Annotated in this window: 19 protein-coding genes and 6 pseudogenes; 13 read left to right on the forward strand and 12 right to left on the reverse strand. The window is 65.0% G+C overall.

What is annotated here, in order from left to right:
• The 3 genes from SHTP_RS03405 to SHTP_RS03415 are packed head-to-tail and all read left to right on the forward strand — an operon-like array spanning position 1 to position 4246.
• Positions 1–993 carry an enoyl-CoA hydratase/isomerase family protein gene (locus SHTP_RS03405; RefSeq protein ID WP_096369767.1) on the forward strand — a complete coding sequence of 331 codons (993 nt, stop codon included), beginning with the start codon at positions 1–3 and terminating at the stop codon, positions 991–993.
• Positions 993–3431 (forward strand): CaiB/BaiF CoA-transferase family protein, encoded by a 2439-nt coding sequence (locus SHTP_RS03410; protein WP_096369768.1) that lies wholly within the window; start codon positions 993–995, stop codon positions 3429–3431. Before SHTP_RS03405 ends, SHTP_RS03410 begins: the two co-directional genes overlap by 1 nt.
• Before the next feature lie 8 nt (positions 3432–3439).
• On the forward strand, positions 3440–4246 hold the full coding sequence (locus SHTP_RS03415) for an SDR family NAD(P)-dependent oxidoreductase (protein WP_096369769.1): 807 nt from the start codon (positions 3440–3442) through the stop codon (positions 4244–4246).
• On the opposite strand, the gene SHTP_RS03420 is transcribed toward SHTP_RS03415, so the two are convergent.
• The 4 genes and pseudogenes from SHTP_RS03420 to SHTP_RS03435 all read right to left on the reverse strand — a co-directional run bounded on the left by SHTP_RS03420 (position 4243) and on the right by SHTP_RS03435 (position 8057).
• Positions 4243–5073 carry an SDR family NAD(P)-dependent oxidoreductase gene (locus SHTP_RS03420; protein WP_012396293.1) on the reverse strand — a complete coding sequence of 277 codons (831 nt, stop codon included), beginning with the start codon at positions 5071–5073 and terminating at the stop codon, positions 4243–4245. The two genes, SHTP_RS03415 and SHTP_RS03420, sit on opposite strands and share 4 nt — an antisense overlap.
• A gap of 11 nt (positions 5074–5084) precedes the next feature.
• A pseudogene (locus SHTP_RS03425) lies at positions 5085–5937 on the reverse strand (mycofactocin-coupled SDR family oxidoreductase).
• 30 nt (positions 5938–5967) lie between these two features.
• A complete protein-coding gene (locus SHTP_RS03430; RefSeq protein WP_096369770.1) occupies positions 5968–7170 on the reverse strand; it encodes a cytochrome P450 in 1203 nt (400 codons plus the stop codon).
• A 233-nt stretch (positions 7171–7403) separates the two neighbouring features.
• Complete coding sequence (locus SHTP_RS03435; RefSeq protein WP_096369771.1) at positions 7404–8057, reverse strand: TetR/AcrR family transcriptional regulator; 654 nt, start codon at positions 8055–8057, stop codon at positions 7404–7406.
• 190 nt (positions 8058–8247) lie between these two features.
• On the opposite strand from SHTP_RS03435, the pseudogene SHTP_RS30260 reads away from it, so the two are divergent.
• The 3 genes and pseudogenes from SHTP_RS30260 to SHTP_RS03445 form a co-directional block, all read left to right on the forward strand.
• Positions 8248–8913, forward strand: a pseudogene (locus tag SHTP_RS30260) (acyl-CoA dehydrogenase family protein); the annotation flags it as partial.
• A 60-nt stretch (positions 8914–8973) separates the two neighbouring features.
• A pseudogene (locus tag SHTP_RS30265) lies at positions 8974–9435 on the forward strand (acyl-CoA dehydrogenase family protein); the annotation flags it as partial.
• 300 nt (positions 9436–9735) lie between these two features.
• Positions 9736–11271 (forward strand): SulP family inorganic anion transporter, encoded by a 1536-nt coding sequence (locus tag SHTP_RS03445; RefSeq protein ID WP_096372304.1) that lies wholly within the window; start codon positions 9736–9738, stop codon positions 11269–11271.
• A gap of 130 nt (positions 11272–11401) precedes the next feature.
• Here SHTP_RS03445 and SHTP_RS03450 read toward each other — a convergent pair whose 3' ends face one another.
• The 7 genes and pseudogenes from SHTP_RS03450 to SHTP_RS03480 all read right to left on the reverse strand — a co-directional run bounded on the left by SHTP_RS03450 (position 11402) and on the right by SHTP_RS03480 (position 17129).
• The gene (locus SHTP_RS03450; RefSeq protein ID WP_096369773.1) at positions 11402–12220 is read right to left on the reverse strand and encodes an acyl-CoA dehydrogenase family protein; all 819 of its coding nucleotides are present in this window, start codon (positions 12218–12220) and stop codon (positions 11402–11404) included.
• Between the two features lie 26 nt (positions 12221–12246).
• A pseudogene (locus SHTP_RS03455) lies at positions 12247–13350 on the reverse strand (acyl-CoA dehydrogenase family protein); the annotation flags it as partial.
• A complete protein-coding gene (locus tag SHTP_RS03460) occupies positions 13347–13766 on the reverse strand; it encodes a nuclear transport factor 2 family protein (RefSeq protein ID WP_096369774.1) in 420 nt (139 codons plus the stop codon). The gene SHTP_RS03460 and the pseudogene SHTP_RS03455, both read right to left, overlap by 4 nt.
• Positions 13750–14970 carry a metal-dependent hydrolase family protein gene (locus SHTP_RS03465; RefSeq protein WP_096369775.1) on the reverse strand — a complete coding sequence of 407 codons (1221 nt, stop codon included), beginning with the start codon at positions 14968–14970 and terminating at the stop codon, positions 13750–13752. Before SHTP_RS03465 ends, SHTP_RS03460 begins: the two co-directional genes overlap by 17 nt.
• A gap of 3 nt (positions 14971–14973) precedes the next feature.
• Positions 14974–15309, reverse strand: coding sequence for a hypothetical protein (locus SHTP_RS03470; protein ID WP_096369776.1), 336 nt, complete (start codon positions 15307–15309; stop codon positions 14974–14976).
• Positions 15293–16573 (reverse strand): aromatic ring-hydroxylating oxygenase subunit alpha, encoded by a 1281-nt coding sequence (locus tag SHTP_RS03475; RefSeq protein WP_096369777.1) that lies wholly within the window; start codon positions 16571–16573, stop codon positions 15293–15295. The genes SHTP_RS03470 and SHTP_RS03475 overlap by 17 nt, the downstream gene beginning before the upstream one ends.
• 7 nt (positions 16574–16580) lie before the next feature.
• Positions 16581–17129, reverse strand: a complete 549-nt coding sequence (locus SHTP_RS03480) for a carboxymuconolactone decarboxylase family protein (protein ID WP_096369778.1) — start codon at positions 17127–17129, stop codon at positions 16581–16583.
• A gap of 328 nt (positions 17130–17457) precedes the next feature.
• Between SHTP_RS03480 and SHTP_RS03485 the strand changes: the two genes are divergently transcribed.
• The 7 genes and pseudogenes from SHTP_RS03485 (at position 17458) to SHTP_RS03515 (ending at position 24061) form a co-directional block, all read left to right on the forward strand.
• Positions 17458–18756, forward strand: coding sequence for an amidohydrolase family protein (locus SHTP_RS03485; RefSeq protein WP_096369779.1), 1299 nt, complete (start codon positions 17458–17460; stop codon positions 18754–18756).
• Positions 18757–18866: 110 nt separating this feature from the next.
• A pseudogene (locus tag SHTP_RS03490) lies at positions 18867–20032 on the forward strand (acyl-CoA dehydrogenase family protein).
• Positions 20033–20127: 95 nt separating this feature from the next.
• Positions 20128–21288 (forward strand): thiolase family protein, encoded by a 1161-nt coding sequence (locus SHTP_RS03495; protein ID WP_096369780.1) that lies wholly within the window; start codon positions 20128–20130, stop codon positions 21286–21288.
• Positions 21289–21391: 103 nt separating this feature from the next.
• On the forward strand, positions 21392–21997 hold the full coding sequence (locus SHTP_RS03500; RefSeq protein ID WP_096369781.1) for a TetR/AcrR family transcriptional regulator: 606 nt from the start codon (positions 21392–21394) through the stop codon (positions 21995–21997).
• A pseudogene (locus SHTP_RS03505) lies at positions 21994–22496 on the forward strand (hypothetical protein). Before SHTP_RS03500 ends, SHTP_RS03505 begins: the two are co-directional and overlap by 4 nt.
• A gap of 108 nt (positions 22497–22604) precedes the next feature.
• Complete coding sequence (locus SHTP_RS03510; protein ID WP_096369782.1) at positions 22605–23876, forward strand: cytochrome P450; 1272 nt, start codon at positions 22605–22607, stop codon at positions 23874–23876.
• Complete coding sequence (locus tag SHTP_RS03515) at positions 23873–24061, forward strand: ferredoxin (protein ID WP_012396274.1); 189 nt, start codon at positions 23873–23875, stop codon at positions 24059–24061. The genes SHTP_RS03510 and SHTP_RS03515 overlap by 4 nt, the downstream gene beginning before the upstream one ends.
• A 47-nt stretch (positions 24062–24108) precedes the next feature.
• Here the strand turns inward: SHTP_RS03515 and SHTP_RS30640 are convergent, their stop codons facing one another.
• On the reverse strand, positions 24109–24906 hold the full coding sequence (locus SHTP_RS30640) for a hypothetical protein (protein ID WP_265338873.1): 798 nt from the start codon (positions 24904–24906) through the stop codon (positions 24109–24111).
• Positions 24907–25008: the final 102 nt, after the last annotated feature.

Raw genomic sequence — 25008 nt, forward strand, 5'->3', positions numbered from 1 at the left:
ATGCCAAAATCGGATCCGCCGGTGGACAAGATGATCCGGTATGACAAGGACCCCGAGACCCGAATCGCCACCATCACCTTCGATCGCCCAGGCCATCTGAATGCGCCGACGATAGCCGCGCGACTGCGCTACGCCGATCTGCTGCACCGGGCCAGCATCGATGACGAGGTCAAGGTACTGGTGATTCGCGGCGAGGGAGAGGATCTGGGCTCGGGTGCGGATCTCGAAGAGTTCATGGAGGTGATGAACTCTCCGGATCAGGGCCCGCGGCTTGCCGAATTCCGGATCGGCCCTGAGGAGGTCAAGTATCCGCCGTTGGGCTCTTTTCGTCATGGCGCATCGGTCAGCCAGTGGTATGCCAATCCGAACGCCGGGATTCGTGGCCTGCAGGATTTCAAGAAGATCTCCATCCTGGAGGTCAAGGGTTACTGCTATGGCTGGCACTTCTATCAGGCGGCCGACGCTGATCTGGTGATCTCCAGCGATGATGCGCTCTTCGGGCATCCGTCATTTCGCTACTACGGCTGGGGTCCGCGGATGTGGTGGTGGGCGCAGGCCATGGGCATCCGCAAGTTTCAGGAAATGGTGTTCACCGGAAGGGATTTCACCGCCGCGGAGATGCAGGACTGCAACTTTCTCAACAGCGTGGTACCGCGCGAGGAACTCGAAGCCGAGGTGGCCAAGTATGCGTTGGCCTGTGCGCGCAACCGGCCTAACGACACGGTGTTCATGCAGAAGGTCTTCTTCGAAATCATGAAGCAGTTCCAGGGCGAGTACATGGGCAGCCTGCTTAGTGGCTTCTTCGAGTCGATGGGCAGCGGTGTGCGGGCCGACACCGATGACCTCGTGCTCGATGACGCCATCGAGCAGGGTCTGGGCGATGCGGTCAACGACAATGACAGCCGGTTCCCACCGGGGTGGCGCCTGAGCATGAAATCGCGGGCCAAAGACGGCACCGGCAAGCCTGCCAAGCAGAAGAAGAAAAAAGGTTAGTGGAGGCCACACCGCCGCCAGTTCAGCCGCCCCTGGCCGGTTACCGGGTGGTGGATCTGTCCACCGGTATCGCGGGCGCATATTGCACCAAACTGCTCGCCGACGGCGGTGCTGACGTTGTCAAAGTCGAGCCACCAGAGGGTGATCCGTTGCGCTGGTGGTCGGCTTCGGGCACCGCCATCCCCGAGGGCAACGACGGCGCCCTGTTCAACTTCCTGGCCGGTAGCCAGCACAGCGTCGTCGCGGCACCCGAATCCGATCGCGACCTGGCGTTGGTCGAGGCGCTACTGGCCGCCGCCGACGCGGTGGTGTGGTCGCCAGGTTCCAGAGTCGCTGAGCACCCGCGCCTTGGGCCGCAAGAGCTGCACCGGCGCCATCCGCAGCTCACGGTCACGTCGATAACCCCGTTCGGGCTGGAGGGGCCCTGGCACGACCGGCCCGCGACCGAGTTCACCCTGCAGGCGTGGTCAGGCGCAATCATCGGGCTCGGATGTGGCCTCGCCGATCGCGCGCCGGTCTTCGTCGGCGGGCGAGTCGGCGAATACCTGGCCGGAGCATATGCCAGCGTGGCCACCTTGGCCTCCCGGCACCGCCGGATCAGCGACGGATGGGGAGAACTGATCGACCTATCCATGCTGGAAACCCAAATTCTCAGCCAGACTTACTATCCCGTCACCTATTTCGAAATGCTCGGCCGGCCATGGCGTGACGCTCGGCGGTTGACCGTACCGGGGGTGGCTTGTGCCCAAGACGGGCTGGTCGATCTGGGATGTGGAACCGCGCAGCAGTGGTTCGACCTGTGCGCGATGGTCGGTCACCCGGAGTGGATCGACGAGCAATCGCCGTTGTCGATCACCGAACAAGCCAACCTCCATGCCGAGGAGATCTACGACTGGCTGCGCAGCCATCCGTCCGACGAGATCCGGGAACTCGCGACGGCGTTCCGGATTCCCAACGCGCCGGTGGCCAATGGGGCCAACATCGCCTCGCTCGACCATTTTCAGGCGCGAGGTTCCTTTGTCCGCAACCCCCGCGACGGGTTCCTGCAACCGGCCCATCCGTACCGGATCAGTTCGGTGCACCTGCGCCGCCCCGGTCCGGCGCCGCGGCTCGGGGAACATGGCGACCACTACCGGACGGCCGAACTGAAGCCCAGGCCGGTACCGACGCCGAAGGTTCTGACGCGGCTGCCGCTGAGTGGCATTCGCGTGCTCGACCTGACCACATTCTGGGCGGGCCCGTCGTGCACGCACCTGTTGGCCATGCTCGGCGCCGAGGTGATCCACGTCGAATCGACCTGTCGTCCCGACGGTACCCGGCTGATTGCCGGCGTACCCGTGACCGAAGACCAATGGTGGGAGAAGTCGCCCATTTTCGTGGCGCTGAACACCAACAAGAAGGGTGTGACGCTGGACCTGGGGGATTCGCGGGGTCGGGAAGTATTGCACCGGTTGATCGCAACCTGTGACGTGATAGCCGAGAACTTCACTCCGCGCGTCATGGACCAGCTGGGTCTGGATTTCACCACGGTGCAGTCGATTCGGTCTGATGCCATCCTGCTACGCATGCCTGGATTCGGCCTGGACGGACCGTGGCGCGACAATCCGGCGTTTGCTTATGTCATCGAGTCCGCGGCCGGAATAAGCTGGATGACGGGCTATCCCGACCTCACACCGTATGAGCCGTATTCGGTTGGCGACCCCAATGCGGGTGTGCATGCGGCCAATGCGCTGCTGCTGGCGCTCGAGCACCGGCGGCGCACCGGTCGGGGTGTGCTGGTGGAAGCGGCGATGGTGGACGCCGCGCTGAACATCGCTGCGGAGCAGGTCATCGAATACAGCGCGTACGGGCGGCTGCTGGAGCGCGCGGGCAACCGCGGCCCCGCCGCTGTGCCGCAAAACCTCTACCGCAGCTCTGACATCGACGAGTTCGGCCTCCTGGACAGCTGGGTTGCCATTGCGGTCTCGACTGACCAGCACTGGCAGCAGCTGGGTGCTGCGCTCGGATCACCCTCTTGGGCGGCCGAACCACGCCTGGCCACAGCGGCCGGCCGGCGCACCCACGAAGACGTCATTGACGACCACTTGACGGCGTGGTGCGGGCAGCGGGGCAGCGACGAGATCGTGGTCACCCTATGGCAAGCCGGTGTACCGGTGGCCAAGGTGATGCAACCGCATCGGCAGTCGGAGTTGGCCCAGTTGGCTTCGCGCGGCTTCTTCGAGGTGGTGGACCATCCGGTGAACGGCCCGGTCAGGCTCAGCACTGTGCCGATGCGGCTGTCCGGTTGGCCAGGACGATTTCACACCGAACCAGCGCCCCTGTTGGGTCAGCACAATCGTGAGTTGCTGACCGAGCTGGGCCTGACCGCGGCGGAGATATCTGAGCTGGAAGCTGACGGTGTTATCGGGGCGGCCCCGGCAATGTACTCGGCAACCTGAGCAGCACCATGGCAATTGATCCCGCGGATGTCCTGCTCAACGGCCGGCTGGCGGTGGTGACCGGCGCGGGATCGGGGATCGGCCGTGGCGTTGCCGCTGGCCTTGCGGCGTTCGGCGCCTCGGTGGCGATATGGGAGCGGGACCCGCAAACCTGCGCGCAGGCCGCACCCGAGCTTGGCGGCCTGGGCATCGCCACCGACGTACGCAGCGTCGACCAGGTGGACGCCGCCCTGCAGCGAACCCAGGCCGAACTGGGCGAGGTAACCATCCTGGTCAACAACGTGGGCGGGGTGTTCTGGTCGCCGCTGCTGCAGACCAGTGAGAAGGGCTGGGATGCGCTCTACCGCAGCAACTTAGGTCATGTGCTGCTGTGTACCCAGCGGGTGGCCCGGCGGCTGGTTGCCGCGGGGCTACCGGGCAGCATCATGGCGATCACCTCGATCGAGGGAGTGCGGGCCGCGCCTGGTTACGCGGCGTACGCCGCCGCCAAGGCGGGCGTTGTCAACTACACCAAGACCACGGCACTGGAGCTGGCGCACCACGGCATTCGGGTGAATGCGATCGCACCCGATATCACGATGACCGAGGGGCTGGCGCAGATGGGCGGCGCCGCGGCACTGGAGCGCATCGGAAGTCTGGTCCCGTTGGGGCGCCCCGGTGATGTCGATGAGATAGCAAGTGTCGCGGTGTTTCTCGCGTCTGACATGGCGCGCTACGTCACCGTCCAGACAATTCACGTCGACGGTGGCACCCACGCCGCGGCGGGCTGGTACCGCGATCCGCAGACTGGCGAATACCGGCTGGGTCCGGGCTAGTGTCGCCAGCCTTCGGCGGCCTGCTCGTCGAATGTGCGGTCAATACGGGCAAACCTGCGTTGAATCGAGGTGCGGGCGCCCTCGTGTGGCAGCACGTAGAGGCGGTTGGCCAGGATGGCGTCGGCCGTCAGGCGTGCCAGCTCGTCGACGCTGAGGCTATCGTCCTGGGCCGGCAGGGAGCCCATATCCCCGGTTACCTGCGGTGCGGATGACAGTCCGTAGTCCGCGCCGCGGATCCGCTCCGAGTTGGAGACCAGTCGGGTCTCGACGACCATCGGGCACAACACCGTTACCCCGACTCCGCGGTCTTTCATTTCGCGGGAGAGGGTTTCGGCCAGGCCGACGACGCCGTATTTGGCTACGCCGTAGGCGCCGAGCCCGGCGTTGGGCACCAGTCCGGCAAAGGACGCGGTGAACGCGATGTGTCCACCGTGTTCCAGCAGCTTCGGCAGGAACGCCTCGACGGTATGAATTGAGCCCCACAGATCGATGTCGATCACCCACCGCCAGTCGTCGTGGGTCATGTCGGCGATCGGACCCGCCACGACAATGCCGGCATTGCTGAACACCACGTCGATTTGCCCCAGCAGGCGGGCGGATTCGGCCGCGAGATGGTTGACTTCGCTCAGATGGCGGACGTCACACATCACGCCGTGCGCATCGAAACCCTTCCCGCGCAGATGTTCGACGGACCGCTCCAGTCCCGGCTTGTCGATGTCGGCCAACACCACCTTGGCCCCGCGCCGAGCGAACTCGGTAGCCGTGGCCAAGCCGATGCCGCTCGCCCCACCCGTTATGACCGCCCCGCGTCCCGCAAATCCGTCCATGTGACGGAACCTTATTTCAGGCAGCCACCTGCGTCGACGGGCAGGGTGACACCGGTTATGTAGTGGGACTCGTCGGAGGCCAGGAACAGCACGGCGTTGCTGATGTCTTCGGCCTCGACCCACGGAATCGGCAGGATGTGGAAGAGCTGGCAGATCGGTGCCATGTCGTCGGGACCGGGATTCCCCAGGTCCGGGCGAAACATCTTGAAGGTGCCCTCGTTGTGCAGCATGGGGGTCCGGACATGCGTTGGGTTGTACCGATTTGACTCGAATCATGTGTTGCCCCAACTCAACTGCAAAGGACCGCATCAGGGCCACGACGCCGTGTTTGGCCGCCACGTAATTGCCGCAGTGCGGGTACGCCTTCATTCCGCCGACCGAACCTGTCAAGACGATCGAGCCCCCGTTGCCCCCGGCAATCAGATGCGGCACTGCGGCTTTGACGGATTTCCAGACCCCGGACAGGTTGACGTCGATCATCTCCTGCCAGTCGTGTTCACTGGTCTTGTCCAGCGTGGCGCCACCGTTGCCGATGCCCGCGTTGGCCACGATGATGTCCAGCCGGCCCAGTTGGTCCACTCCGGCGTCCACCGCGGCTTTCAGCGCGTCGTAATCACGCACATCGGCCTCGGCGGTGAAGATCCGGCGGTTGTGTCTCTTGACCAGATCGGCCGTCTCGGCCAGGTCCTCCGGGGTGGACGCCGGGATGGTGGTGTTCTCCACGATGGGTTTACACACGTCGACAGCGATGATGTCGGCACCCTCCTGCGCCAGACGTACCGCGTGGCTGCGGCCCTGGCCGCGAGCCGCTCCGGTGATGAACGCGACTTTTCCCGCGACCCGCCCGCCAAGCTGCTCAGTCATGAATACCTCACTTCCTCAGGTGGGGGTGGCTCAATCGAAGACGGCCGGCATGCTCTCCCAGCCTCGTGCGGTGGAGGTCGGGGAGAGCTTGGCGTTACCAAGGTCGACATCCCATTCGGGGAAGCGCTTGAGGATCTCCTCGCGCGCGATCCGGCCTTCCAGCCGTGCCAGCGCCGAGCCCAGGCAGTAGTGGGTTCCGACGCTGAAGGTCAAGTGTTGGTGTGGCTCGCGCCGGATATTGAAAACATCACCGTCCGGACGGAATTGGCGATGATCGCGGTTGGCCGCCCCGATCAGCATCATCATGATGCTGCCTTCGGGCACCGATTGGCCGTAGTACCGTAGATCGCGGGTCACGTACCGGGCCACGTGTGGTGCGGGTGCCTCGTAGCGCAGCAGTTCCTCAACCGCCTGCGGAATCAGCGACGGGTCCTCGACCAGTGCTCGGCGCTGATCTGGATGCTCAGCCAATACCTTGCCGGCCCAACCGATCAGCCGGGTGGTGGTCTCGTTGCCCGCTCCGGACACCACACTGACATAGGTGAGAAGTTCATCGCGTCTGAGTCGACGCACGGTCCCGGTCTCGTCCTCGAATTCGGCGTTGAGAAGTTCGGTCATGATGTCGCTGGAGGGATGCTCGGCGCGCCAATCGATGTAGTGGGCGAAGAAGTCGCCGCTGACCATGCCGTCGGCGGAGGCCTTCATCGGTTTTCCGGCCTCGGTGCGTAGCTGGGCAGTGGAGAAATCGCGGGCGGCTTCCTGGTCCTCCTCCGGGACGCCCAGCAGCATGCCGATGACGCGCATCGGCATCTGGGCGCCGAGATCGGCGACGAAGTCGAACCTGCCGCTGCCGATCAGGGGATCCAAACTGCGCGCGCAGAATTCGCGGATTTTGGGTTCTAGATCATTGATCTTGCGCGGGGTGAACATGCGCGACAACAACTTACGGTGAACGTCGTGGACCGGCGGATCCTCGAAGACGAGTACGCCCGCGGGGATGTCGATGTTGGCCTTGATGATCTCGAGGATTGCCCCCCTGGCCGAACTGAACGTTTGATAGTCGACGATGGCCCGGTCGACATCGGCGAACCTGCTCAGCGCGTAGAAGCCGTGCTGCGCGTTGTAGTACAGCGGCGCCTCTTCGCGGAGCCGGCGGAACATTGGGTAGGGGTCCGCGTTGAGCTCTACGTCGTACGGGTCGAAGTAGACGTCACTCGCTGCGGTCACTGTCACCCATGTCGCCTCCCGAAGGAACGTGCTTGCCCGTTCGCCCGTGCAACACGTGTCGTGCTGCACCTGAACTCTGTCATCACCCGCCAACGAGTGTCAACGAGGAATCCGTTTTAGCTAATCGCAGTTCTTATATGAAGAGAATAGCGTTCTCGTTAGGCTGATTCAACGCGCGCGGGCATTATCACCGGCGGACGAAGCGGGCCGGTGACTCGGGCAGGTCTGTTCGGGTGGTGTTAGGAGGCGGCGAATCCGCGTGAACAGAAATCCCATACCTCATCTGCGGTGATGGGGTGGGTCGTCGCGTCGTCGGTGCCGCCGCTGGACTGTGCGATGAACATGACCGTCTGCATGGTCATGGCGGCTATCCGTCTCGGGTTGAGGTCTTCTCGCAGTTCGCCGGCCTCAGCCGCGGCCTCCATCAGCTCGGTGAGCAACGCCACCAGCGGTGCGTGCGCGACTTTGACCTCGGTCGGGTGGCTTACCAACAGGCGCGGCGCGAAGTCGGTAAACAGTGGTCGCTTGGCTGTCGGGTCGGGGCGCGACGCCTCATACAAGAGCTCGACCGCCACTTTCAGTCGGTCCAGCGGATCCGCGTGGGTTTCGATGGCGGCGCGGATCTGGTCGGCGGACCGGCTCAGTGCGTCCTCGAAGAGCGCCAGCAATAGCTCGTGTTTGCCGTCGAACTGCAGGTAGAAGCTGCGCAGTGACTGCCGTGACCGGTCCACGACTTCCTGCACGGTGAAGTCTGTGCTGCCCTTTTCGATGATGATGGCCTGTGCGGCGTCCAGGAAACGCTGAACGCGCTGCGCCGCTCGCAGTTTCGCGGTCTTGATCGACCGCTCGACGGCGCGCTGCTTCCACGCGGGTTCTTCGCTCGGGTTCGTCACGGGCGGCTCAGATGATTGCCGCGAGGAGAAAACATGGTTGGACTGTACCGGAGAACGCCGTGCCATCGCTGGGCTCGACCTCCTCACGGACGGTGTACGGGAGATTGTAACTTCCTGTACACGAGAATACTATTCTCTTGCGCACGTGTTTGGGAAGCAGAATCAACTTCAGTGGGCGGCGAGGAGTTCTGTGCAGCTGACCTTTGATGCCGACGTCGAGGCCTTCCGCGACGAATTAATCTCGTTTCTGGACCGGAATTTGCCCGATCAGGCGGCCGGGATGGAGCGGCCGCGGTCCTGCTCGCACGTGCCGGAGTGGGCGCGGCGGTGGCAACGCTTGTTGTTCGACAACGGGTGGTTGATCCCGGGCAATCCGCCGGAGTTCGGTGGTCGCAATGCCTCACTGCTGCAGCAGTACGTGCATCTGCAGGAGTTGGCCCGGCGCCGCCTTTATCGCAGTTTCAACCCACAAGGCGTGGGCATCATTGCGGAGTCGCTGCTGTCGTTCGGAACGCCGGAGCAGAAGCGGCGCTGGGCAGTGCCGATCCTGCGGGCGGAGATGACCGCGTCGTTGGGTATGATCGAGCCGGGTGCGGGCTCGGATCTGGCGTCGTTGAAGACGCGGGCAGTGCGCTACCGCGACGGCGAGGGTGACCGTTTTGTGGTCAATGGGCAGAAGGTGTGGACATCAGGTGCCCATGACGCCGATGTGCTGCTGACGTTCGTGCGTACCGATCCTGACGCCCCAAAGCACAAGGGAATCAGCGCTTTGCTGATTCCGACGGACACTCCCGGCGTGGTGCGGCGGCCATTCGCGTCGGTGTGCGACCACGACGATGTCGACTTCAATGAGGTGTTTTTCACCGACGCAGCGGCGCCGGCCGAGAACCTGGTGGGTGAGCTCAACGGCGGGTGGCGGGTGGCGACCGGCTCCCTTGGGCACGAACGGACGATGCTGTGGCTGGGATATGCCAACCTGTTGGGCGAATTGGCAACCGATTTCACTCCAGCGGGCGTGCTGCAACGGGATCACTACGCCACGTTGGTGATGGATACCCAGGCGATGCGACTGCTCGGGTCCGCGACACTGGCCTCGGCGGCGCGTGGACAGGAGGATGTGCCCGTGCAGTCGGTGCTCAATCTGCTGGGCTCGGAGGCTTTGCAGCGTGCCTGCGAAGATGAGCTCGACTCGGCAGGCGGCGACGGTCTGGTGTACCCCTCGATCACGGCACCCATCGCTGCGTTGAACCTGGACAACCACTATGGCAGCTGGTTCGACCGCTACGCGCGTAGCTTCGCCGGCACCATTGCCGGAGGCACCTCTGAAATTCAGCGCAACATCATCGCTGAACGGATACTCGGGCTGCCGCGCGGTTAGGCGGTATCGGCTCGCCTCACATCGGCATGCCGGAATTCATGGCTACGTTTGTCCCGAAAATAGCTGTGTATGAACCGATTTAGCCGCCGACCCGGTGGCTGGGCCCGATCTGGTGGCGCCGTGATCTAGCCCACGAAATTCCAACTCTCCCCTCGGGAAAGGGTAGGATCCAGTCCGGCAGTGGGCCGATCCGAGTCCTCTCGGCCGGTCGTCCGCATTGGTGCGTCGACGCGTCTGCCGCCCAAATCGATCTTCGCGCCGCGCCGGGCCCTTGGCTACGCGCGAGCTGAACGGAGTGCTTTGTCTTCCCAACAGGTTTCGGCTGTCCCAACGATTCGCGAGGCGGGCGATCCCAGTACCGCGGTGCTGGCCGCACTGCGTTCGCCGACTCGTCTGCGGACCGAGGTGCTCGTCGGTTTGGTGGTTGCGCTGGCGCTGATCCCTGAAGCAATCTCCTTTTCGATCATCGCCGGGGTGGACCCTCGGGTGGGGCTTTTCGCCTCTTTCACCATGGCGGTGACCATCGCTGTGGTGGGCGGGCGCCCGGCCATGATTTCCGCGGCCACCGGCGCCATTGCGTTGGTGATCGCGCCGCTGGCGCGTGAACACGGGGCCGACTACTTCATCGCCGCGGTGATCTTGGCGGGCCTTGTGCAGATCACGCTCAGCTTGCTGGGGGTCGCTCGGTTGATGCGGTTCATCCCACGCAGCGTGATGGTCGGCTTCGTCAATGCGCTCGCGATCTTGATATTCCTCTCACAGGTGCCCCACCTACTGGGGGTGCCGGCGGTGGTCTATCCATTTGTCATCGTTGGTTTGCTGTTGATGGTGTTCCTGCCAAAACTGACCACCGTTGTCCCAGCTCCTTTGGTCGCGATCGTGGTCTTGACGGCCGCCGCGGTCGCGTTCTCCGTCGAGATTCCCAACGTCGGCGACGAAGGCCAGTTGCCGTCCAGCCTGCCGACCCTATTGGTGCCCCACGTCCCGTTCGCACTGGAAACCCTGTCCATCATCGGCCCGTATGCGCTGGCAATGGCATTGGTCGGGTTGCTGGAATCGTTGCTGACGGCCAAGCTCGTTGACGACATCACCGACACCCACAGCAACAAGACCCGGGAGGCCTGGGGGCAGGGCGTTGCCAACGTTGTCACGGGCTTCTTCGGCGGAATGGGCGGCTGCGCAATGATCGGCCAGACCATGATCAACGTGAAGGTCTCCGGTGCTCGCACCCGGATCTCCGCCTTCCTCGCCGGCCTGTTCCTGTTGGGCCTTGTCGTCGGCCTCGGCGACGTGGTCGCGCTCATTCCGATGGCGGCACTGGTCGCGGTGATGATCATGGTCTCGGTCGGCACGATGGACTGGCACAGCATTGCCCCCGCGACGCTACGGCGGATGCCGCGCAGCGAAACGCTGGTCATGCTCGCCACCGTGGTGGTCACCGTGGCAACCCACAACCTCGCTTACGGCGTCGTTGCCGGTGTCTTGACCGCGATGGTGCTCTTTGCGCGGCGTGTTGCTCACTTCATGACGGTGGAAAGAATCGTCGAATCAGACACCGGCAGTGCCGCTGAGACGGTGGTCTACCGAGTCAGCGGCGAATTGTTCTTCGCCTCGAGCAACGACTTGGTTTACCAATTCAATTACGTCGACGACCCGGACAACGTGGTGATCGACATGTCGCAGTCCCACATCTGGGATGCCTCCACCGTGGCCGCACTCGACGCCATCATCACCAAATACCACGCCAAGGGCCGATGCGTCGAAATCATTGGCCTGAACCAGGATTCGGCAGAGCGCCACGGCCGACTGTCCGGACAGTTCGGCGCAGAACACTAGGGGCGGGGCCAGTCGTGGGGTGGGCCCGGGGTCGGGCCACAGCCGGTGATCGCCGCTGCTGCCACCTAAGCCGATTCCACTGACCAGCCGTAACGTTGGTAGCTCGGCATCGCGGTTGCTGTCGGAGAAATCAGAGTTGAGCTAGCCGGGGAGCAAATCCCTTGGTCCGCAAGACCGCACCCGCCTCGCGGGTGAGCTCGCGCGAACTGCCGAGCAGCCCATCGAGCACCAGGGACCGCTTGACGTGGTGATGCAGCTGATGTTCCGCGGTGAAGCCGATGCCGGCAAGCACCTGCTGGCAATGGCGGGCGGTGGTCAGTGCGGCCTGGCCGGCCGCGGCTTTGGCCAGCAGACAGGCCAATTCGTCAGGCTGGTCCGTGGCGGCCCGAAGGGTCGCTTCGGCGCCTTCGATCGCGACCAGCGCCTCGGCCAGCCGGTGCCGGACCGCCTGAAACGCGGCGATGGGGTGCCCGAACTGGTTTCGGTCCAGTGCATGCCGGCGGGCCAGCTCCGGCATGGCCCGGCTGGCGCCGGCCAGCCACCAGCCCACCGCGCTTCGGCCCGCGGCCAGTGCGGCGGGTGGCAGCGGATCGGCCGGTTCCACCCGGAGTATCGGTAGTTCACCATCCAAAACGGAACCGGCCTGATCGCCGCGCGACCAGAGCACCCAGGATCCGTCCGCAAACGGTAGCGGCACGGTGCCGCCACCCGGGCAGCCGGCGGCGCGCGCCACGACGTCATTGACGAGCGACGCATGCACACCATTCTCGCCGAGCATGGCGAACACCAAGGGAACGGCAGTGCCGGGAATCTCGTCGAGCATGTCGAGCCAGCCGAGGGCCTGCAACGCCGCATCCAGCCCGGCGCCCGACGCCGACGGGTTCTGTGTGACTACGGTTTTCAGCGAGTCCGCCAGCAGTCGCAGCGATTCGGGGTCGGTGAGATCCACTGGTCCTCGCTATCTCGCGCCCATCTCTCGCTGCCCAATCCGAGCAGCCGCCGCGCGATGATGTTGCGCTGGATTTCGGCGGTCCCGCCATAGATGGTGGCCGCACGTGAATAGAGGTATTCCGGGCGCCACGGGGTGTCGTCGAGTTCCAGCGTTGCCGGCAGCAGGTCGCGGACGGTGTCGTAGAGGCGTTGCTCGGCGGTCGCCAAGAGCGCCTTGTCTATCGAAGTCTCCGGCCCGAGTCGCGAGCCGCCGGCCAGGCGGTGCTGTGTGTCACGGGAACGGCAGCGCAGGGTATGCAGTCCCAGATATGCCGCACCAAGGTCGAACTCGTCGAGTGCAGAGGTGGTGGCAGCGGTGTCGGTGATGAGTTCGTCGAGCCGGGAATACAGATAGGCGATGCGCTGCCAAAAGCAGGTGGAGCGTTCATAGGGGAGCAGGTCCATTGCCAGCCGCCAGCCATCACCGGGCCGGCCGAGCATCCGGCCGGACGGGATCACCACGTCGTCGTAGTACACCTCGCAGAATTCGTCGACCCCGTGCATGGTGCGCAACGGCCGTACGGTGATCCCCGGCGTGTCCAGATCGACAAAGAACGCGGTGATCCCGTCATGCCCAGGCGCGGTACGGGTGAGCAGAATGCAACGCGTGCAGAACTGCGCGAAGCTGGTCCACACCTTCTGCCCGTTGATGATCCAATCGTCGCCGCGAGGGGTCGCGCGGGTGGACAGCGATGCCAGGTCGCTGCCCGACCCCGGTTCGGAGAATCCCTGACACCATTGCTCGCGACCGCTGAGCAGCCGCGGCACCATGTCCGCCGCCAACCCTTTGGGTGCGTAGTCGATCAGCGTCGGTGCCAGCACCTCGGCCATGGAGTAGGGGCCGGGTTCGGCCAGCCGGCGCCCGACCACCTCCTCACCGACGATCGCGCGCAGCAGCGCCGGTCCACCGAGCCCGCCGACTTCGGTGGGCGAGCCGTAACGCATCCAGCCGGCTTCATACAGCGCGCCGTGCACTCGGGCCAATTGCTGCATGTGGCCCCGCAACGAATGGTCGGGTCCGGGGGTCAAGTCATTATCGTCGAGCCAGGTGCGCAGATCCGCCCGGAACCGCCCGATATCGACGGTCACGGTTGCGGACGGCCGACGGCATGCGGACGTCCCGAATCGTGCACGCCGCTGCGGCGAATGAAGGTCATTGCCCGGGTTTTCAGCCGCCAGCCATCGGCGGTGCGGGCATACGTGTCGCGGTAGTAACCGATACGCATGTCATGGGTGGCATGTTCGATGAAGCAAAGTGGTTGGGTGCCGGTGGCCGAATCACCGGCTAGCTCGACGACCGCGGTTGCCGTGAGAAACAATCCTTTTGGCACGGCGGCCACCAGGTCCGGGAACCGATCGAGGCCATAGGTGTCGCCGAAGGCGCTGTAGGTTCCGTCCGGGGTGAAAACGGCTACCAGGCCCTCGATATCGTTCTGGGTGATGGTCACCGCGTACCGGGCCAACAACTGCTGAATCTCGACCAGGTCGTCAGTCTTGGTGGACATAAACCTTGCCGCCTTTCATGACAAAGCCGACGTTGCGGGTAACTGTGATGTCATCCAACGGATTTCCCGCAACGGCGATGATGTCGGCGAGCTGGCCCGCCGCGAGCCGACCGCGATCGGTGACGTTGATCAGCTCTGCCGCGGTCACTGTGGCCGCCCGCAGCACGGCCAGCGCCGACATCCCCCAATGGACAAGCGTGACGAGCTCGTCGGCGTTGCGCCCGTGCGGTATTGCCGGAGCATCGGTACCGATCGCGATCTTCACGCCGGCTTGATAGGCGGCCAGTATCGACTCACGCGACCTCGGGAACATCTCGGCCGCCTTGGCCTGCAGCTCGGGTGGAGCGTGCGAGATGTCCATCGCATCGGCATCGGCCAGGCGCCTGGTGCTCACCAGGAACGTGCCGTGCTCGACCATCATCGCGATCGCCTCGTCGTCGACCAGGAATCCGTGCTCGATGCAGTCGATGCCGGCGATGACCGCGTGCTTGACGGCGTCGGCGCCGTGCGTGTGCGCGGCGACGCGCAACCCCCGCCGGTGTGCTTCGTCGACGATGGCGCGTAGTTCTTCGTCGGAATAGTGTTGTGCACCTGGCGGTCCCGTTAGCGACATCACCCCGCCCGAACAGCACACCTTGATCAGCTGGGCGCCGTGTTTGATCTGGTATCGCACCGCCTTGCGGATCTCGTCAACGCCGTTGGCGATGCCTTCCTCGATCGTCAGCTCCAGCACATGTGGGGCGAACGCGGCGAACATGGTGGGGTCCAGATGCCCGCCGGTAGGGGTGATGGCGTGTCCGGCCGGCACGATTCGTGGGCCGTCGATCCAGCCGGCATCGATGGCCTTGCCCAGCGCGACATCGAGGAGGTAGCCGCCGGTCTTGACGAATAGCCCCAGGTTGCGCACCGTGGTGAACCCGGCGCGTAGCGTGCGGCGGGCGTTTCCGACGGCGCGCAGCATCCGAGTCGGCGGGTCATCCTGGACCTGGGACAGGCCGGGCTTCTCGCCGCGCCCGCCCATCAGCAGGTTGACCTCCATGTCCATCAGCCCGGGTAACAGGATCTGGTCGCCGAGGTCGATTACGTCGCCCTCGGGGTCCCCGCCGACACCGGCAATCCGGTCGCCTTCGACGCGCACGACGGCCGGCGCCAGGATTTCGCCGGCGTCGACGTCAAGCAGTCCGGCAGCCTTGAGCGTGAGCACCGGTCAAACCATCGGTTCCCTGATCAGCTCGACCCAGGCGGCGCCGCTGTCGGGGACCCGGGGCTGCTTCCACGCCTCTACCGGAAACGACACCATGACCAGCGATTGCATCATGTGCATGAGTGTTCGCGCGTCCTCCGGCAATTCGTCCAACGGGAACTGGTCGCAGTAGGCGATCACGTCTTCCAGCCGGGGAAAGGCGGTGTCGTAGAAGCCCTGCATCTGCGACATGGATGAGGCCAGGCGCTTGGCATAACGTTGCGGCTCGGTGGCCAGGTCCCAATCCAGGTACGGCTCGAGGTCGGCGAACTGGGCGGGCAGCTTATTTGGCGTGGCCATTGTTGCGGTATTCCTTTACGTAGTCGCCGGTCATCTTGTGTAGATGTCGGAGCAGGATTTCCTGATCGCACAGTGGAAAGTCCTTGACGACCCCGGTACCGATCATCGTTTGGGTGGCCTCCAAGGTGTTGGAGTCCTGCAGCGCGTATTCCTTGAACGTCACCGCCGCCAACTCCTGGGCCAATCGTTCCCGCGCGTTTCTGGGGGGCACGAAATACAGCGTGGTCTCGAAGCTGTGTTTGTCAACCGTCGTCGGCCAGTAGTGATAGGTCAGATACCAGCCCGGCTCCCAGATCAGCAGCATGAAGTTCGGAAAGAACAGGAACGAATCGATGCCCCACTGCTTGGCTTTGGTCGGGTTGATGCCGGGCGGCAATTCCTCGAGGTCGGTGATCGGGGCGGGGCGGTCCCACGGACCGAACAAGCCGCTGCGCAGCACCCGGTCCATCGGCTTGACCATCTTCAGGTCCGCGGGCGGCGACTGGCCGCCCCAAACCGAGATCATCGCGTGCGGGCCCGCCAGCTCGTAATGCAGGGCCTCGAACCCGTACTTCATGATCTTGGCGGCTTCCTCTTTGGTGTACTGCCCCTGATGCAGCACCGGGGCGTGGTAGAACTCGGCGAACGCGTCGATGAACAGCTTCCAGTTGCTGCCGACTTCGGCTCGGTAGGAATAGACCTCGGTCATTTCGTGGAAGGGATAGCCCTGCAGGCCCTTGGCCATCGAACCCAGGTATTCGGACAGCGGTGCTGCGGCTGGGTCGAGGTTGATGAAGATGAAGCCTTCCCATACCTCGCAACGCACCGACTTGAGGCCGTATTGGCTCTTGTCGACGTCGAAGAACTCGTCCTCCTGCTGAATGAAGGTCAGTTCGCCGTCGAGACCGTAGCGCCAAGCGTGGTATTTGCAGGTGAACTGCCGGTAGGTGCCGGCGGTCTCCTCATGCGGAAAGTCGTTCCACACCAACTTGTTGCCCCGATGCCGGCAGATGTTGTGGAAGGCCCGGATAACGCCGTCCTTGCCCTTGACGACGATCACCGACATGCCGGCTCCGGTGGACGGCAGCTCCTTGGTGAAGTAGCTACCGGTGCGGGGGAGGCGTTCGATGCGGCCGACGTTGAGCCAGGTGCGCCGAAAGATCGCCCGCTGTTCGTCGGCAAAGTACTGCGGGTCGATGGAGTCCGTGTAGTCGACCGGCGCGGTGCCCAGCTCCGGATAGTTTTGCGTCCAGCTCCCGGCAGCCGGTTTGGTGAAGTGCGGCAAGGTCCTGCTACCTCTCTGCGCGATCTTGTTCCAGCTCTTCGAACTGCACGCCAAAAGTGTTGAAAGCCATGGCCAGTAGCGCGTAGCAGCCGACCGTGAAGACGTAGTCCATGCGTTGGCGGTCATCGAGGTGTTTGCCGAGTGCCGCCCAGGTTTGGTCGGACAGTTCGGAGTTCTCGTCGAGTTCGTCGACCCCGGTCAAGACGGCGCGTTCGAAGTCGTCGGTGGCCTCGCCCCGGCGAACCGCGGCTATCTCGTCACCGCTGATGCCGGCCTGTTCGGCCAGGGCCAGATGGTGGGTCCACTCATAGGCGCAAGCGCGGCGATGCGCGACCCGCAGGATGGCGAGTTCGCGAACCCGGGCGGGCAGGGTGGAGGCGAACAGCAAGTGGGTGTTGAACCGCAGAAACGCCTTGGCCAGCGCGGGGTGGTTGGCAAACGTCGACAGCGCGTTTCCGGCGTCGCGCGGATTGCAGCGTTGCGCGGGCAAGATCACCGACAGTGAGCGCTGGACAGCCTCGTCCCACTGATCGGCGGGCAGCGGCGGCAGGCGCATCCGGCCGGCGCCTCTCGGCGTTGTCCCAGTGCCCTCTCGACTTATGAGAATTACATTCGCATTGATTACTAATAGACTTGCACAATTCGTCTTGCCGGTCAATGCTCACGCGGGCGCCGCTGCCTGCCGTCGCCGCCCCGGGTCTGGCGCGGCAGGTCGGGTCTTGCGGCGAACTGCTGAATGTTGATTCTCGAATCGCGAGAAGATAGTTTTCAGCCAGAGGGCCTGGAGGCAGGTGGCAGCTCGCCGATGCCCGTTCGGTGGCCGCGCATCCGATATTCGGGAGCTTCAGGGAGACGGCAGGAAGACTGCGGAAAGAGGTACGGCTATGAACAAAGAGGACATGATCTTGATCAGTGTCGACGACCACACCGTGGAGCCGCCGAACATGTTCAAGAACCACCTGTCGGCCAAGTACCTCGACGATGCTCCCCGGCTGGTGCACAACCCCGACGGTTCGGGCATGTGGAAGTTCCGCGACACCGTCATCCCGAATGTGGCGCTCAATGCGGTAGCTGGCCGGCCCAAGGAGGAGTACGGGCTGGAACCGCAGGGCCTCGACGAGATTCGGCCCGGTTGCTACAACGTCGACGAACGAATCAAGGACATGAACGCCGGGGGCATCCTGGCGTCGATTTGCTTCCCGTCGTTTCCGGGCTTTGCCGGGCGGCTGTTCGCCACCGAAGACCCGGACTTCTCGGTCGCGCTGGTGCAGGCCTACAACGACTGGCACATCGACGAGTGGTGTGGGGCCTACCCGGCGCGATTCATCCCGATGGCCATTCCGGTGATCTGGGACGCCGAGGCGTGCGCCGCCGAGGTGCGCCGCGTCGCGAAGAAGGGTGTGCACGCGCTGACCTTCACCGAGAACCCCGCCGCGATGGGGTACCCGAGTTTTCACAATGAGTACTGGAACCCGCTGTGGAAAGCATTGTGCGACACCAACACGGTGATGAATATCCACATCGGGTCCTCGGGCCGGCTGGCGATCACCGCGCCCGACGCGCCGATGGATGTGATGATCACGCTGCAGCCGATGAACATCGTGCAGGCCGCCGCGGACCTGTTGTGGTCGCGGCCGATCAAGGAGTACCCGGACCTCAAGATCGCGCTCTCCGAAGGTGGCACCGGGTGGATCCCGTACTTCCTGGAGCGCGCGGACCGGACTTTCGAGATGCACTCGACGTGGACGCACCAGAACTTCGGCGGCAAGATCCCCAGCGAGGTGTTCCGTGAGCACTTCCTCACCTGCTTCATCAGCGACAAGGTGGGCGTGGCGCTACGCAACATGATCGGCATCGACAACATCGCCTGGGAGGCCGACTACCCGCACAGCGACTCGATGTGGCCGGGCGCGCCGGAGGAACTGTGGGATGTCCTGTCGGTGAACGATGTCCCCGATGGCGAGATCAACAAGATGACCTACGAGAACGCGATGCGCTGGTACTCGTTCGACCCGTTCAGCCACATCACTCGCGAGCAGGCGACGGTGGGCGCATTGCGCAAGGCCGCCGAAGGGCACGACGTGTCCGTGCGGGCGCTGAGTCATCACAAGGATGCGCGGTCGGGCTCGTCGGTGGCCGAGTTCACCGCCGACGCGAAGGCGTTGACCGGAAACAAGGACTGAGGCCCGCCACTGCCCGGCGAGCAGACACAAAATCGCATACTTTGGGTGGTGACTGCGTGATTTTGCGTCTGCTCGCGGTGGATAGGGGGCAGTGGATAGGGAGCGGTGGAATGGATTTCGAGCTGACCGAGGACCAGGAGCTGATCCGGCGATCGGTCGCCGAGTTGGCGTCGAGGTTCGACGACCACTACTGGATGGAAAAAGATCAGGCGCACGAATTTCCGGCCGAGTTCTACCGTGCCATCGCCGACGGCGGTTGGCTGGGCATGACGATCCCGACCGAGTACGGCGGCCACGGGCTGGGCATCACCGAGGCCACGATCCTGCTCGAGGAGGTCGCCAAGTCCGGTGGCGCGATGAACGCCGCCAGCTCGATTCACTGGCGATCTTCGGCATGCAGCCGGTCGTCGTGCACGGTTCAGACGAACTCAAGGCGCGCACCCTGCCGTCGGTGGCGACCGGGGAAACCCACGTCTGCTTCGGGGTGACCGAGCCCGGTGCGGGGCTGGACACGTCGCGCATCACCACCTTCGCCAAGCGGGACGGCGACCGCTACGTGGTCAACGGGCGAAAGGTGTGGATCTCCAAGGCGGTGGAGTCCGACAAGATTCTGCTGCTGACTCGTACCCAAAGCTATGACGAGGTCAAGAAGAAGACCGACGGGATGACCCTGTTCATCACCGACCTCGACCGCAGCCGGGTGGAGGTGCGGCCGATCCGCAAGATGGGCCGCAATGCCGTGAGCTCCAACGAACTGTTCATTGACAACCTGGAGATCCCCGTCGAGGATCGAATTGGCGAGGAAGGCAACGGGTTTCAGTACATCCTGGACGGGCTGAACCCCGAGCGGATGCTGATCGCGGCCGAGGCGCTCGGGATCGGCCGGGTGGCGCTGGACAAGGCGGTCAAATACGGCAACGAGCGGGAGGTATTCGGCCGGCCGATCGGCATGAACCAGGGCCTGCAGTTCCCGCTCGCGGACTCGCTGGCCCGGCTGGACGCTGCCGAGCTGATGCTGCGCAAGGCCACCTGGCTCTACGACAACGGCAAACCCTGTGGACGTGAGGCCAATACGGCCAAGTACCTGTGCGCGGATGCGGGGTTCGCCGCCGCGGACCGAGCCCTGCAGACCCACGGCGGCATGGGCTACGCGGAGGAGTATCACGTTGCGCGGTACTTCCGGGAGGCGAGGTTGATGAAGATCGCGCCGGTCAGTCAGGAGATGATCTTGAACTTCCTTGGTTCACATGTGTTGAGGCTGCCGCGCAGCTACTGAGACCAACTAGGCTTGCTGCGCGTCGAACGTGCACGTACCGCGACTTTTTCGCGCTCAGGGCACGCTCGGCGATCAACGGGTGATGGGAGCCGGACATGGGTGGAACAGGCCGTGAGACAGTCATTGTCGAGGCCGTGCGCACGGCGGTGGGGAAGCGCAACGGAGGACTGTCCGGCATGCACGCCGCCGATTTGTCGGCCGTCGTCCTCAACGAATTACTGGAACGCGCTGGTGTCGGTCCGGAGATCGTCGATGACGTGATTTGGGGCTGCGTCTCGCAGGTCGGCGACCAGTCCAGCAACATCGGCCGCTACGCGGTCTTGGCCGCGGGCTGGCCGGAGACCATTCCCGGTACCACCGTCAACCGGGCCTGCGGATCAAGCCAGCAGGCCCTCGATTTCGCGGCGCAGGCGGTGATGTCGGGCCAGCAAGACGTCGTGGTTGCCGGCGGCGTCGAGGTGATGAGCCGGGTTCCTCTTGGAGCGGCCAGGGCGACCGGGATGCCCTATGGCCCGAAAGTATTGGCTCGGTATGACAATTTCTCGTTCAACCAGGGTTTGTCGGCCGAGCTGATCGCCAAGAAGTGGGGATTTTCCCGGGATCGGCTCGACGAGTACTCCGCCCTGTCGCACCAACGGGCCGCCGCCGCCCAGGATCGCGGCGCCTTCACCGACCAAATTGTGCCCGTGTTTCCCGCAGCCGCCACCGTTGTCGATACCGACGAGGGGGTTCGACGGGGGACCACCGTGGAGAAGCTGGCCGGCCTCAAGCCGGCGTTCGTCGAGGATGGGTTGATCCACGCCGGCAACTCCTCACAGATCTCCGATGGTTGCGCGGCGCTACTGGTGACCACCTCGGAAATGGCGCTGGAGCTCGGCTTGACGCCGATCGTGCGGTACCGCGCCGGCGCGGTCACCGGCGCCGACCCGGTGCTGATGCTGACCGGCCCGATTCCGGCGACCGAGAAGGTGCTCGGCAAGTCCGGAGTCTCGCTGAATGAGGTCGGGGTTTTCGAGGTGAACGAAGCCTTTGCGCCGGTACCGCTGGCTTGGCTCGCGGAAACCGGGGCGGACCCGGGGCGGCTGAATCCGCTGGGTGGCGCCATCGCGCTCGGACACCCGCTGGGTGCCTCGGGCGCGGTGCTGATGACGCGGATGGTGCATCACATGCGCGACAACGGCATTCGTTATGGGCTACAGACCACGTGTGAAGGCGGGGGTACCGCCAACGCCACCCTGGTCGAGCTACTCAGCTAGGCGCAGCCGACAAGGCAAAAATGACGCCCTTGCCATCGCGGCGCAAACCAACCTACTGTGTATTCACTAGGTTGGTTAGCCCACGCGGTTCAGAGGGAATCCAGTGCCTGAAGTACGGCCGTACGACACGCTTCTCGCCAAAGGCGAGGATCGCAAACAGCACATCCTGGGCGTCGCGCAGCGACTGCTATCGCGCAACGGCTGGCGCAACACGACCTTGGCTCAGATCGCCGGGGAAGCGGGCGTGACCCCTGCGGGTCTGCTGCATCACTTCGAGTCCAAAGAACAGCTGTTGCATGCGGTGCTGGATGTGCGTGACCTCGATGACGACGCGCATGCCGATCGCTTGGGTGACCTGATCGGCGAGATTGCCCAGGTCGCCGATCGCTTCACCCGGGGGCCCGAACTGGTCGGTACCTTCACCGTGCTGCTGGCCGAGAACATCGACCCCGATGCCCCGCTACATGACCGCCTGGTGTCCCGCCAGCGCGACGCGTGCGAGATCGTCGCCGAGGCCATCCGTCGTGGTCAGGAGGCTGGCCGATATCGCGCCGACCTAGATCCGACCGTCAAAGCAGTGGAGATCCTTGCCTTCATCCACGGAATGGAAATGACATGGTTGCTCGATCCTTCGATACCGCTGACCGAGGTGTTCAAGGAGTACGCCGAGGCACTCGCGCGCGACTTTTCCCTGCCGAGCACGACATGAGATATCGACTCGACGTCGTCGCCTCCACGGTCATCGACGTGGTGCGATATGCCGGCGGCTGGTTTTCGACCGGGCCATGGCCGGGTGGGATGTCACCGTGCTGGTCGCCGACCACCTCGATGATCGGCCGCTGCACATTCTCGGAGCCCAGACGCTGGACCTCGAATGTGCGCTGGCGTCGGTGGCAACCCGGCCGCGTCCGCAGGCATTGGCGGCCGGGGCGGATCTATTTGGTTGCGACCCACGAGTGCGGCGCGGTGTGCTGCAAGCCATCGATCATGGCGTCACCGAGGTGACGCTGTGGGGGGAATCCTGGCCGGCCGAGCTGGAGGCCAGCGTTAGCCGCGTGCTGCATCCGCTGAGCGCGGCCGCCCGGACCTTCAAGGCCGCCGCGCTGGCCGCCGCCGCGGCGGCACCGGGTGCGGTCGCCGGCAGCGAGATATTCCGCAGCGGACTGGTGGCGCGGGACTCGGTCGCCGCCGATTTGGTTCCGGCCTGAGCTGCGAGTTCGTGCCGGTGTAGTCACCGCGCGCTCGGTGGTTGGGTGCATTGACGCCGACGGACCCGCTATGGAAATGTCATAATCATCTTTGAGAGGAAGGTTCTCATGAATGATTGTGCCGAGCCGGATTTCTTCCGCGACAGCGGGCTCGTCGAGAACCCCTACCCCTATTACGAGACTCTCCGCCAGCGTTGCCCGGTCACCGGCGAGGGCCACCACGGGGTGACCATGGTGACCGGCTGGGACGAAGCCGTCAGCGTCTTGAACGACGCCGAGACGTTTTCCTCGTGCATCTCGGTGACCGGGCCGTTTCCCGGTTTCCCGGTACCGCTGGAAGGCGACGATGTCACCGAGCTGATCGAGCGGCACCGCAGCGAGTTGCCGTTCAGCGACCAGTTGCCGACGTTGGACCCGCCGACCCACACCAACCATCGCGCCCTGTTGATGCGGCTGATCACCCCGAAGCGGCTCAAGGAAAACGAAGACGCCATGTGGGTGCTCGCCGACCGGGTGCTCGACGACTATCTGGCCGCGGGGGAGGGCGAGTTCATCAAAGGCTTTGCGAGCCCGTTCACGCTGCTGGTGATTGCCGAAATCTTGGGCGTGCCGCCCGAAGATCGGCAAACCTTTGTCAATAACATCCACCACCACGCCGGTGGCGGTGTCGGGGGCACCGGCAAAGAGGCCTTGGCGCACAACCCGCTGGAATTCCTTTACGGAGCCTTCGCCGACTACGTGCGCGACCGTCGACGCGAACCACGCGAGGACGTGCTGACCGGCCTGGCCACCGCGACCTTCCCGGACGGCACCGTCCCCGATGTCGAGGACGTGGCTCGCGTTGCCTGCAACGTCTTTTCGGCGGGCCAGGAGACCACCGTGCGGCTACTGGGCGCCGCCCTGCAGATCATCGGTGAGCGTGCGGACATTCAGCAGCAGCTGCGCAGGGACCGCAGCTTGATCCCGAACTTCATCGAAGAGGCCCTGCGCATCGAGAGCCCGGTCAAGGGAGACTTCCGGTTGTCCCGGGTCCCGACCACCGTGGGCGAAGTCGACCTGCCCGCGGGCACCACGGTGATGGTGCTGCAAGCCGCGGCCAATCGGGATCCCCGACGATTCGTCGAGCCCGCGACGTTCGATCCCGCGCGCAAGAATGCCCGCCAGCACCTCTCGTTCGGGCGGGGGATCCACAGCTGCCCGGGTGCGCCCTTGGCGCGCGCCGAAACCCGGGTCGCCATCGAGCGCCTGCTGGACCGAACGGCTGACCTCACGATCAGCGAGCGGGTGCACGGACCGGCGAATGACCGTCGCTTCCAATATGTTCCGACCTACATCCTGCGCGGCCTGACCGAGCTGCATTTGGATTTCACGCCCGCATGAAGGTCCGGGTGGACGATCAACGCTGTCGGGGCCACGGCATGTGCCTGACCTTGTGCCCGGAGGTGTTCAGCCTGACCGATGACGGTTACGCGGTGGCGATAACATCCGATGTCCCAATGGAATTGGAGGAAGCGGTCCGCGAGGCCATCCAATGCTGCCCGGAGCAGGCGATCAGCGAGAGCTGATGGTGCCCAGCGGCGAAGAGCCCGCGCCCCGGTAGCTTGTCCCCGGTTCAGCCGGAAAGACCGGCGACGCCGTCCGCGCCGGCGTCACCGAGGCGCCCGTCAGCGCCGGAAATGCCCGGCATGATGACAGCAGATCCGCCGTCGCCTCCGGCGCCGGGGGTACCACCTGCCCCGCCGGTTCCCGCGGACCCGCCCGCACCGCTGGCCCCGGTGTGGCCGAAGAGCCCGCCGGCACCGCCGTTGCCGCCGTCGCCGCCGTCGCCGCCGTCGCCGCCGTCGCCGCCCGCACCGCCGTCTCCCCCGGTGCCCCCGTTTCCACCATTGCCGGCAAGCCGGTCATCGATGGCGCTGCTATCTCCACCAGTGCCGCCGGTATCGCCCTGACCGCCGGCGGCGCCGGCACCGCCCATGGCGCCGCCCCCGCCGCTGCCGCCCGTGCCGCCATCGCCGAACAACAGTCCACCGTGGCCGCCCGCGCCGCCGACGCCGCCGGCACCGCCCCCGTCGCCGGCGGCGCCCACGCCGCCGCTACCGCCGCTGCCGCCCGCGCCGCCGACGAACCCATTGCCGCCGGTACCGCCGTTTCCGCCGACGGCGCCGGTTCCGCCGGTTCCGCCGGTTCCTCCGGTGCCCCCGGTCCCGCCTTCATTGCTGTCCGCAATGGCCGACCCGCCGTCTCCGCCGTTACCCCCCGCGGCGCCGGCGCCTCCGGCTCCTCCGGTACCCCCGGTGCCGCCGACGCCAAGCTTTGCCACCGTGCCGGTGGTGCTGTCACCGCCGCGGCCGCCGTCGCCGCCCACGGCACCCACCCCGCCCGCGCCCCCGGTGCCGCCGACACCTCCCACGTAGTTGCCGTCGCCGCCGGCACCGCCCTCACCGCCGGGCTGGCCGACGGTCGCGGTGCTGACTCCGTAGTCCCCGGGCCCGCCGGGTGCGCCGGGCTGGCC

Source organism: Mycobacterium ulcerans subsp. shinshuense, assembly GCF_002355775.1.
Lineage (GTDB): Bacteria > Actinomycetota > Actinomycetes > Mycobacteriales > Mycobacteriaceae > Mycobacterium > Mycobacterium marinum.